The 9869-nt window shown below is 73.3% G+C and carries 10 protein-coding genes and 1 tRNA gene; 6 read left to right on the top strand and 5 right to left on the bottom strand.

Translation table 11 applies throughout. From position 1 onward, the window contains the following. Nucleotides 1-303: DUF5324 family protein (locus AC51EU_RS22375; RefSeq protein ID WP_496268818.1), on the top strand; the 303-nt coding region annotated here is incomplete at its 5' end. Nucleotides 304-491: 188 nt separating this feature from the next. On the opposite strand, the gene AC51EU_RS22370 is transcribed toward AC51EU_RS22375, so the two are convergent. Both AC51EU_RS22370 and AC51EU_RS22365 read right to left on the bottom strand, forming a co-directional pair. Next, a complete protein-coding gene (locus AC51EU_RS22370) occupies nt 492-2357 on the bottom strand; it encodes a sensor histidine kinase (RefSeq protein ID WP_496268817.1) in 1866 nt (621 codons plus the stop codon). Beyond that, entirely contained in the window at nt 2347-3048 is a 702-nt protein-coding gene (locus AC51EU_RS22365; RefSeq protein ID WP_496268819.1) for a response regulator transcription factor, read from the bottom strand. The genes AC51EU_RS22370 and AC51EU_RS22365 overlap by 11 nt, the downstream gene beginning before the upstream one ends. Before the next feature lie 135 nt (nt 3049-3183). Between AC51EU_RS22365 and AC51EU_RS22360 the strand changes: the two genes are divergently transcribed. After that, a complete protein-coding gene (locus AC51EU_RS22360) occupies nt 3184-3615 on the top strand; it encodes a hypothetical protein (protein ID WP_496268816.1) in 432 nt (143 codons plus the stop codon). Between the two features lie 74 nt (nt 3616-3689). Then, nucleotides 3690-5261 (top strand): multicopper oxidase family protein, encoded by a 1572-nt coding sequence (locus AC51EU_RS22355; protein WP_496268815.1) that lies wholly within the window; start codon nt 3690-3692, stop codon nt 5259-5261. Nucleotides 5262-5354: 93 nt separating this feature from the next. Here the strand turns inward: AC51EU_RS22355 and AC51EU_RS22350 are convergent, their stop codons facing one another. Both AC51EU_RS22350 and AC51EU_RS22345 read right to left on the bottom strand, forming a co-directional pair. Next, a complete protein-coding gene (locus AC51EU_RS22350; RefSeq protein WP_496268814.1) occupies nt 5355-6005 on the bottom strand; it encodes a response regulator transcription factor in 651 nt (216 codons plus the stop codon). Continuing rightward, complete coding sequence (locus tag AC51EU_RS22345; protein ID WP_496268813.1) at nt 6002-7132, bottom strand: sensor histidine kinase; 1131 nt, start codon at nt 7130-7132, stop codon at nt 6002-6004. Before AC51EU_RS22345 ends, AC51EU_RS22350 begins: the two co-directional genes overlap by 4 nt. A 131-nt stretch (nt 7133-7263) precedes the next feature. On the opposite strand from AC51EU_RS22345, the gene AC51EU_RS22340 reads away from it, so the two are divergent. After that, nucleotides 7264-8004, top strand: coding sequence for a class I SAM-dependent methyltransferase (locus AC51EU_RS22340; RefSeq protein ID WP_496268812.1), 741 nt, complete (start codon nt 7264-7266; stop codon nt 8002-8004). Between the two features lie 133 nt (nt 8005-8137). Here AC51EU_RS22340 and AC51EU_RS22335 read toward each other — a convergent pair. Continuing rightward, nucleotides 8138-8210, bottom strand: a tRNA-Ala gene (locus AC51EU_RS22335). 128 nt (nt 8211-8338) lie between these two features. On the opposite strand from AC51EU_RS22335, the gene AC51EU_RS22330 reads away from it, so the two are divergent. Beyond that, a complete protein-coding gene (locus AC51EU_RS22330) occupies nt 8339-8887 on the top strand; it encodes a helix-turn-helix domain-containing protein (RefSeq protein WP_496268811.1) in 549 nt (182 codons plus the stop codon). A gap of 38 nt (nt 8888-8925) precedes the next feature. Continuing rightward, on the top strand, nt 8926-9869 hold a 944-nt coding region (locus tag AC51EU_RS22325; protein ID WP_496268810.1), incomplete at its 3' end, for a serine/threonine-protein kinase.

The following is a 9869-nucleotide window of genomic DNA, read 5'->3' as shown; positions in this document are numbered from 1 at the left end:
GCCGCGCTCGCCGCGCTGCGCGGCCAGGTGACCGCCGAGGACATCGAGAATCTCGTCAGGAAGCAGCAGCGCCGCGCCTGCGCCGGCCGCGCCGCCAAGCGCCTCGCCCTCGTCGGCCTGCTGGCCGGCGGCGCCTTCGCCGCCTGGAAGTGGTGGGACAAGCAGGCCAACCCCGACTGGCTCGTCGAACCCCCCGCCGCCACCGAAACCCGCCTCAGCACCGTCGACGGCAGCACTCCCGCCTCCCCCGACGGCGAGTCCCCGTCGGACGGCGAGGAGAAGGGGCCGGACGGGGCGGCCTGACAGGGGTGGAGCCGGGCGCCCGCCGGACCGGTGGGGTGGTCACGGCCGTACGGGTGGCGGTCGGCAATCGCTTCGTTTCACGTGAAACCGGCCGTTGGCGTGACCGCCGTGCCGTTTCACGTGAAACACCGCCGCTGCCGGAACCGCTCCGCGACCCACGACGATGCCCGATCCCTCGCCTGCGCGTTTCAGCTCACGGAGTCCGGACCGACCACCTCCCGCCCCGGAAACCGCAGCGTGAAGACCGTGCCCTCGCCCTCCGTGCTGGTCGCGCTCGCCGAACTGCCGTGTGCCTCCGTCAGCTTGCGGACGATGGCGAGGCCGAGGCCGCTGCCTCCGGTCCGTCGGTTGCGGGACTTCTCCGCGCGCCAAAAGCGGTCGAAGACGTGCGGGAGATCGGCCGCCGGGATGCCGGTGCCCGTGTCGGCGACCTCGATGACGACGGTGCCGTCCGGTTCCTCGCGTGCGCGGAGGACGACCGTGCCGCCCGGGGCGGTGTGCCGTACGGCGTTGGAGACGAGATTGCCGACGGCCTGGCGCAGCCTTACCGGGTCGGCGGTGAGGACGGCGTTCCCCGCCTCGACGGTCAGGTCCACGCCCGCGGTGTCCGCGCGCGCCTGATGGGCGGCGGCCACCTGGCCGAGGAGCTGTCCGACGCGGACCGGTTCGGGGTGCAGCCGCAGCGCGCCCGCGTCGGCCTCGGCGAGGTCCCGCAGATCGTCGATGAGGTGCTGCAACTGGACGGCCTCCTCCAGCAGCGAGGAGACGAAGGCGGGGTCGGGGTCGGCCAGGCCGTCCTGGGCGGCCTCCAGCCAGCCGCGGATGTTGGCGAGCGGGGTGCGCAGCTCGTGCGCGACATCGCTGACCATGGCCCGGCGCAGTTCCTCCAGCCGGGCCCGGTGTGCGGCCATGTCGTTGAACGCGGCGGCCAGGCGGCCGATCTCGTCGTCCGAGGCGACCGGCACGGCCTCCGTCGTGCCCCCGTCCCGCATGCGGTGCGCGGCCCCCGTCAGGGCGTGCAGCGGGCGGACGAGGCGACGCCCGGTGAGGACCGACACGCCGATGGTGAGGGCGAGGACGAGGGAGGCCACTCCGGCGATCTTGGCGGTGTTGGCGGGGGAGAGCGCGAAGCCGGGCACACTGCCGCCGCCGGGCGCGCCGAGGAACAGCAGCGCGGGCGAGGCCACATACGTGCTGAGCTGTTCGCGGCGGGCCGCGTCCACGCAGGACGCGATGGTCCGGTCGGCGTTCAGTCCGGGTCTGCTCGGCTCGGGCCCCTGCGTCCAGGTCAGGTCCAGGTTCAGTGCGACGCCGCCGCGTCCCTGGCGCCGGAGGCAGGCGTCGGTGAGCTTGTTGAGGGCCGACAAGGCCTTGCGTTCGGACGGGGTGAGGGCGTCGAGGCCGGTGACCGCACACCGGGACCGGGCCGGTTCGGTGGCACTGCCGCTCCGCTCGATGCGGGGTCGGCCGGTGGGTGTCTCCACGACCTTGGCGCTGTACCCGGCAGTGTGCAGGCACCGGGTGATCTCGGTCGTCTTCCGCCGCAGTGCGGCGCGTTCGGTCTCCGGGAGCCGGAAGGGGCCGACGGCCCGCGGGTCGATGCGGTCCACCGCCGCCACGCCGTCGCCGAGCGACACGGACGTTCCGGCGCCGAGCGCGGTGTCCACGGACAGCGGGTCGACGACGGCCGAGGGCCGCGCGGCGAGCGCGGGCCGGGAACCGGCGGTGGCCGAGTCGGCGAGGACGCGGCGGTCCTGCGTGGTGACGGTCACCCGGCGGTCGTACCGTCGCGCCAGATCGCGCACGGTGATGCCCACGCCGTGCCAGGTGGGATGGGTGGCCGCGTAGCCGAGCACGGTGTCGTAGATCCGGGCGCCGTCGGCGAGGTTCTGGCCCTGTTCCTGCTTGATCGCGCCGGAGGTGGTCTGGGCGGCGAGCCATGCGGTCGCGGCCACCGAACACGCGGCGACCAGCGCCGACACCCCGAGGAACCGGCCGAGCAGGCTCTTGCGCAGCGGGAGGCGTCCCGTGCCGCGCCGCGCTCTACGGGGCATGTGCCGTGCCGCCCTTCGCGGGGTCCGTCAACTTGTAGCCGACGCCGAAGACGGTCAGCAGCCGCACGGGACGGCCCGGCACGGGTTCGATCTTCTTGCGGAGGTTCATGACATGGACGTCGACGGTCCGGCCGCCGATGTACCGGCCGAAGCCGTGCAGTTCCTCCAGCAGGCGCTGCCGGGTGAAGACATGACCGGGTTCGGCCGCCATCGCGGCCAGGACGCGGAACTCGCCGGGTGTGCACTCGACCGTCGTTCCGTCGACCGTGACCTCGTGGCGGTCCGGGTCGACGCGGAGCGTGCCCACCGCGAGCACGGAGCCGGCGTCCCGCGCCGGGCGGCCCGTACGCCGCAGCAGCGTGCGCACCCGCGCCATCAGCTCGCGCGGGCTGTAGGGCTTGGTCATGTAGTCGTCGGCACCGAGGTCCAGCCCGAGCAGCAGATCGTCCTCGGTGGACCGTGCCGTCAGCATCAGTACGGGCAGTTCGCGGGCCTCGCCGCGCAGGACGCGCACCACGTCCAGCCCGTCGACGCGCGGCATCATCACGTCGAGGACGAGAAGGTCCGGTTCACGCTCCCGGACCTTCTCCAGCGCCTCCCGGCCGTCCCGCACCACCGTGACCGCATGCCCTTCCCGCTCCAGGTAGCGGCGTATCAACTCGGCCTGCTTCTCGTCGTCTTCGGCGATCATCACGTCAGCGCACACGCGATCGAGAGTAGGCGAGAGGGTTGAGGCAGCCGGGCACGGTGCGGGCGGCCGGGACCGACCGCGGGACGCCCGAGGGGAGGTCGGGACCGCCGGTCCCCCGGTAATAGACTCCGCCGTATGTTCAGGCAGCGAGCGACCGCCATGTGGTGCGGTCGGCTGCTGCTGTTGGCCGCACTGCTGCTGGGCATCGTGACGATGCACACCCTGGGGCATCCCGGCGAGCACGGGTCCGCGCACACGGTGTCCGCCGAGGCCGCCGGGCCGGCGCATCCCGCACCGCATCACGCGGTCCCGGCGGTGCTCCCCGCGCCGGACGGCGCGCACGCGGCCGCCGCCCCGGACCACGGCGGCCTGGACCCCTTGTCCGTCTGCCTCGCCGTGCTCGGCTCCGGCGTGGCGGCGCTCGCCCTGGTGGCCCTCGCGGTCCTCCGCCGTCCCGTCGGACCGGCGGCCCCGGCCTCCCGTGCCTGGTTCGCGTACGGGCAGTGGCCGCATCCCCCGCCCTGCCGGGGCAAGGCCCTCGCACGGCTGTCGGTGCTGCGGACGTAGAGCGGCGCGTACCTCCGCTGCTCAACCAGAGATCCGCACATCGACCACACCCATGACAAGAGGTGCATTTCACCATGCGCGCATACACGCGTCGCGCCGTGCTCGGAGCCGGGGCCGCCCTCGCCGGAAGCGGCCTGCTCGCCGCTTGCGGGAGCTCCGGCGGGGACGCCCAGAACGCACAAGGCAAGCAGAAGTACGTCTCGCCGCACGGCGAGGAGGTCGCGGCCGCCGAGGCGAAGCGCCCCTCCGGCCCCGTACGGAAGGTGACGCTCACCGCCACCCCGTCCCGGCTCGACCTCGGCGGCGGCCACTCCGTCGCCTCCTGGGCCTACGGTGACCGGCTTCCCGGCCAGGAGATCCGCGCCACCGCGGGCGACACCCTCGCCCTCACCCTCGCCAACCACCTGCCGCAAGCGACCTCCGTGCACTGGCACGGCCTGGCCCTGCGCAACGACATGGACGGCGTCCCCGGCGTCACCCAGCCGGAGATCAAGGCCGGCGCGTCGTTCGCCTACCGTTTCGCGCTCATCCACCCCGGCACGTACTGGCTGCACCCGCACTCCGGGGTGCAGCAGGACCGGGGCCTGTACGCGCCGCTGGTCGTCGAGGACCCGAAAGAGCCGCTGGCGTACGACAAGGAGTGGGTCGTCGTCCTGGACGACTGGGTCGACGGCGTGGACGGCAGCACCCCGGACGCCGTGCTCGCCGAACTCCGCAAAGGCATGGGCGGGATGCACCACGGCGCCGGTACGGACCACGGCGGGCACGACATGCCCGGTATGTCGATGTCCATGGCGAAGCCGTCGAAGGCGTCCTCCCCGTCCCGGATGCTGATGGGCGCCACCAGCCCGTTCCTCGGCGGTGACGCGGGCGATGTCGCCTACCCGCACTACCTCGTCAACGGCCGCGTCCCGAAGGACCCGGAGGTCTTCACGGCGAAGCCCGGCGACCGTATCCGTATCCGGATGGTCAACGCGGGCGGCGACACCGCCTTCCGCGTCGCGCTCGGCGGCCACCGGATGACCGTCACCCACACCGACGGCTTCCCCGTGCGGCACACCGGGACGGACACCCTGCTGCTCGGGATGGGCGAGCGGTACGACGTCCTGGTCACGGCCGGCGACGGCGTCTTCCCGCTCACCGCGCTGGCCGAGGGCAAGAACCGCACGGCCCTCGCCGTCCTGCGCACCGGCGGCGGCGAGAAGCCCCGGGCGGACGTGCGGCCCAAGGAGCTGAAGTCCGCGCCGCTCATGGCCGACCGGCTCACCGCGGACCGCTCCGTCGCCCTCGCGGCCCGCGCCCCCGACCGTACGATCACGCTCAGGCTCACCGGGTCGATGGCGAAGTACGACTGGGCCCTCAACGGCACGCCGTACGACCCGGCGCAGCGCCTTCCCGTCTCCGCGGGCGAACGGGTGCGGCTCGTGTTCACCAATGAGACGACGATGTGGCACCCGATGCATCTCCACGGCCACACGTTCGCCCTGCCGGGCGGCGGGCCGCGCAAGGACACGGCCGTCGTGCTCCCGGGCAAGCGGCTCGCGGTGGACTTCGATGCCGACAACCCGGGCCTGTGGATGCTCCACTGCCACAACGTGTACCACTCGGAGTCCGGGATGATGACGGTGCTCGGCTACCGCCGCTGAGGCGCGCGCCTGAACCGTCCGGTCGGGGGGCGTCACGCCCTCCGGCCGGCACCCGGGAACGGCGGCGACCGGGGCCGGCCGAGCCGCCCGCCGTCAGCCGATCAGGCCCGCGTCCCGGGCGTAGAGCGCGGCCCGCACCCTGTTCCCGACCTCCAACGCGGCCAGAATGCGGCTGACATGGGCCTTCACCGTGCTCTCCCGCATCCCCAACCCGGCGGCGATCTCCGCGTTGGACGCCCCCTCGGCGAGCAGCGCCAGCACCTGCGTCTCCCGGGGCGTCAACCGGTCGAGGCGCGACCGGGCGGCGGAGCCTCCGCGGCCCCCCGTCCGCCGGCAGCGCTCGACGACATGACGGGCGGCGGACGGGTGGAGCATGGCCCGGCCCTCCGCGACGACCTCCACGGCCCGCACGATCTCCGCCGGGTCGGCGTCCTTGAGCAGGAAGCCGACGGCCCCGGCCGCCAGCGCGTCGTACACGTAGTGGTCCACGTCGAAGGTGGTGAGCACCACGACCTTGGGGGGACCGGGCAGGGCGAGCAGTCGCGCCGTCGCCTCGATCCCGTCCATCCGCGGCATCCGCACGTCCATCAGGACGACGTCCGGGCGCCGCTCGGCGGCACACCGTACCGCCTCCGCGCCGTCGGCGGCCTGCGCCACGACGGCAAGGCCCGGGGCGTCCTCCAGGATGTCGGCGAGCGCCAGCCGGACCAGGTGGTCGTCGTCGACGATCATCGTGCGGATCACGCTGCCCCCTCGGCGCGCCGGTCGTGACCCGGCAGCGGAATGCCCGCCGTGACGCCCCAGCCGCCCGAGCCGGTGGGCCCGTACTCCAGACGGCCGTTGAGGGCCGCGACCCGTTCGGCGAGGCCCACCAGGCCGAAGCCGCCCCCGGCCGCCGCGGCCTCGGCGCGCTCACCGGACGAATTGCGGACCTCCACCGTCGTCTCCGGCGGCCCGTAGCGCACATCGAGCCGCACCGGGGCCCCCGCGGCGTGCTTGCGGGCGTTGGTCAGGGCCTCCTGTGCCAGGCGGTGGACGGCGAGACGGTGGCTGGTCGGTACGGCCTCGGCGTCCCCCTCGATCGCCGCCTCGACGCGCTGGCCCGCGGCGCGCGCCTCGTCGACGAGGGCGGACAGCGCTCGCAGGCCCGGCTCCCGGGAGGCGGGCTCCTGGCCGCGCAGCGCCCCCAGGACGTCCCGCAGGTCCCCGAGCGCTTCCGTGGAGGCGGTGCGCAGCAGGCCGACGCGATCGGCCACCGGCTCGGGCAGCCGGTCGGCCTTCCGTTGCAGCGCGCCCGTATGGAGGGCGATGACCGTCAGCCGGTGCGCGAGGACATCGTGCATCTCGGACGCGATCCGGGCACGCTCCTCCAGTCGCGCCTGCCCCATCCGTAACTCACGCTCCACCCTCAGCCGGTCCACCTGATCGGCCAGCGAGGCCACCAGCCTGCGCCGGCTCCCCGCCCACATCCCCAGGGCCAGCGCGAGCAGCAGTATCAGCAACGGGCCGTACGAGCGGGTCGCCCACAGGCTCAGCTGCGGGGGCACGACGGCGTTGCCCCCCATCGACAGGACCACGCACACCGTTCCGAGGACCGTCCTGCCGCACGAGGCGAGATGGAAGAGCACCACGAGCAGCGGCGCGATCGACCCCATCACGACCGCCCCGGCGACCGCACACACCGCGGTCACCACCGGCAACCGGTGTCGCAGCAGCGGCGACAGCCCCAGCAGCAACGCCGCCCCCACCCGGGGATCGAGGAGCGTACCGCCCGCGCCGATGTACGCCTCCTGCACCGTCACGGCCCCGACGACACCGATCAGCAGCGCCTCGGCCCACCACGGCCGCTTCCGCTCCGCCCGCTTCTCCACCCGGCCATCGTAGGAAGGACAACTCCCCGCGCCATCCGACCGTTTGACGATCCGACCCCCTACTTTCGTACGGGGTCACCGTCGCGGGACGGCCGATGGACCGGGCTCCCCGGCTCCCTAGCGTCACGGCCATGACCACGAACCGGCACACCGCCACCCTCACCGGAAGCCCCTTCTTACGCAGGCCCTCCGGCAGCCCGCTCTTCCTCCGCGAGGCCCTGCGCGGCATGCGCGCCACCGGCGCGGTCGCGCCCAGCGGCCGCCGCCTCGCGGACGGCCTCGCCGCACCGCTTCCCGCCGCCGGGGTACGGCACGGCCCGGTGCGCGTCCTGGAGGTCGGGGCGGGCACCGGCACGGTCACCCGCGCACTCGCCGAGCGCCTCGGACCGGGCGACCGGCTGGAGGCCGTCGAACTCAACCCCCGTTTCGTCCGCGTCCTCAACGGCGCACTGCGCTCGGACCCCGTCCTGTCCGCCGCGGCCCGCCACATCCGCATCATCCCCGGCTCCATCACCGAACTGCCGCTGGAGGAGCGCGGCTACGACATGATCGTCTCCTGCCTCCCCTTCACCAACTTCGCGCCCGACCTGGTGCGTTCCCTCCTGGAGCGGTACCTGACCGCCCTCGCCCCCGGAGGCCACCTCACCTACTTCAGCTACCTCGGCACCCTCACGTCCCGCACCCTCACCGCCGGCCACACCGAAGCAACCCGCCACCGCGCGGTCGCCGCCGTCCTCACAGAGTTCTCCGCCCGCTACGGCACCGGCGGCGCCCGCCGCGTCGTCTGGCGCAACCTCCCGCCCGCTCGCATAGCGCACCTGCGCGCGCCGGAACGCTGCTCACTCGGGGGGCGAGGTCAGGCCGCCGCGTGACTGATCCGGACGATCACCTTCGGCGCGGCTTTCGTGGAGCTGTGGACCCCAAGTGGACCCTGATCACGCGAACGGCCCCTCGAAGATCGCTTCGAGGGGCCGTTTTACGCCTCTGACCTGCAACGGAGGTCTGTGGAGCCTAGGGGAGTCGAACCCCTGACATCTGCCATGCAAAGACAGCGCTCTACCAACTGAGCTAAGGCCCCTTCGCGCACCAGGGTACCTGGTGCGCGGGCCCTTTCCCGACCGGGTATCGCCGCACACCGTCGCTCTCCGTAGGATGCTTCGCGAGATTCGCGGCAGCGAAGCGGGACCGGGGAGACAGGGGAGACGCATGGACGCAGCACAGCAGGAAGCCACCGCGCGGGCCCGGGAGCTCCAGCGCAGTTGGTACGGGGAGCCGCTGGGAGCGCTGTTCCGTCGTCTCATCGACGATCTCGGGCTCAACCAGGCCAGGTTGGCGTCCGTGCTGGGGCTCTCGGCGCCGATGTTGTCGCAGCTGATGAGCGGTCAGCGGGCGAAGATAGGCAATCCGGCGGTGGTGCAGCGGGTGCAGGCGCTCCAGGAGCTGGCGGGGCAGGTCGCGGACGGCAGTGTGAGCGCCGCCGAGGCCGCCGACCGCATGGAGCAGATCAAGAAGACCGCCGGAGGGTCGGTGCTGAACAACACCGCGCAGACGACGTCGTCCACGGGGGCGACGACGGTGCGCCGTGTGGTGCGCGAGATCCAATCGCTGCTGCGTTCCGTCGCGGACGCGGGCGACATCATCGACGCGGCCAACTCGCTCGCCCCCGCCCACCCGGAGCTGGCAGAGTTCCTGAGGGTCTACGGGGCCGGACGTACCGGTGACGCGGTCGCCCACTACGAGGCGCACCAGAGCTAGCCGGGACGGCGGCGGAGTCTAAGAGCGGACGGGGCGCCATGGGTGAGGTCTTCGCCGGCCGGTACGAACTGATCGACCCGGTCGGACGCGGCGGAGTGGGCGCCGTCTGGCGCGCCTGGGACCAGCGCCGCCGCCGTTATGTCGCGGCCAAGGTCCTCCAGCAGAGTGACGCCCACACGCTGCTGCGCTTCGTGCGTGAGCAGGCGCTGCGGATCGATCACCCGCATGTGCTGGCGCCGGCGAGCTGGGCGGCCGACGACGACAAGGTGCTGTTCACCATGGACCTGGTGCACGGCGGTTCGCTGGCGCACCTGTCCGGGGACTACGGTCCGCTGGCGCCGCGGTATGTGTGCACCCTGCTGGACCAGCTGCTGTCCGGGCTGACCGCCGTGCACACCGAGGGCGTGGTGCACCGCGACATCAAACCGGCGAACCTCCTGCTGGAGGCGACCGGCACCGGCCGCCCGCATCTGCGGCTCTCCGACTTCGGCATCGCCATGCGCAAGGGGGAGCCCCGGCTCACCGAGGCCAACTATGTGGTGGGCACGCCGGGTTACTTCGCTCCCGAGCAGCTGCTGGGGGCCGAGCCGGACTTCCCCGCCGATCTGTTCGCGGTCGGCCTGGTCGCCCTGCATCTGCTCACGGGCGTCCGGCCGGACGCGGACGCGCTGGTCCAGCGCTTCCAGAACGGCGTGCCGCATGCGCCGGAGGAGGTCCCGGAGCCGCTGTGGCAGGTGCTGGCGACGCTGCTGCACCCGGACCCGGAGCTGCGGTTCCGTACGGCGACGGGGGCGCGCAAGGCGGTGCTCGCGGCAGCCGAGCTGCTGCCGGAGGCGACGCTCGAAGAAGAGATCGTCGAGGTCTTCGACCACATCGGGCCGCTGCCCGCGGGGTACGGGCCGAACGGTCCGCTGCGGCCCGCTGGCGGGGGCGCCGCCCCGCCGCCGTCGATGTCCGACACGGGCAGCTTTGCCCTGGCCCC

It is taken from the genome of Candidatus Streptomyces philanthi (assembly GCF_059553635.1).
This window is presented reverse-complemented; position numbering and strand designations above follow the sequence as displayed.

Bases quoted from the DNA above. Each gene is read 5' to 3' on its own strand.
- AC51EU_RS22330 (WP_496268811.1), top strand. From the start codon at position 8,339: ATGGACGCAGCACAGCAGGAAGCCACCGCGCGGGCCCGGGAGCTCCAG.
- AC51EU_RS22370 (WP_496268817.1), bottom strand. From the start codon at position 2,357: ATGCCCCGTAGAGCGCGGCGCGGCACGGGACGCCTCCCGCTGCGCAAG.
- AC51EU_RS22360 (WP_496268816.1), top strand. From the start codon at position 3,184: ATGTTCAGGCAGCGAGCGACCGCCATGTGGTGCGGTCGGCTGCTGCTG.
- AC51EU_RS22340 (WP_496268812.1), top strand. From the start codon at position 7,264: ATGACCACGAACCGGCACACCGCCACCCTCACCGGAAGCCCCTTCTTA.
- AC51EU_RS22355 (WP_496268815.1), top strand. From the start codon at position 3,690: ATGCGCGCATACACGCGTCGCGCCGTGCTCGGAGCCGGGGCCGCCCTC.
- AC51EU_RS22365 (WP_496268819.1), bottom strand. From the start codon at position 3,048: ATGATCGCCGAAGACGACGAGAAGCAGGCCGAGTTGATACGCCGCTAC.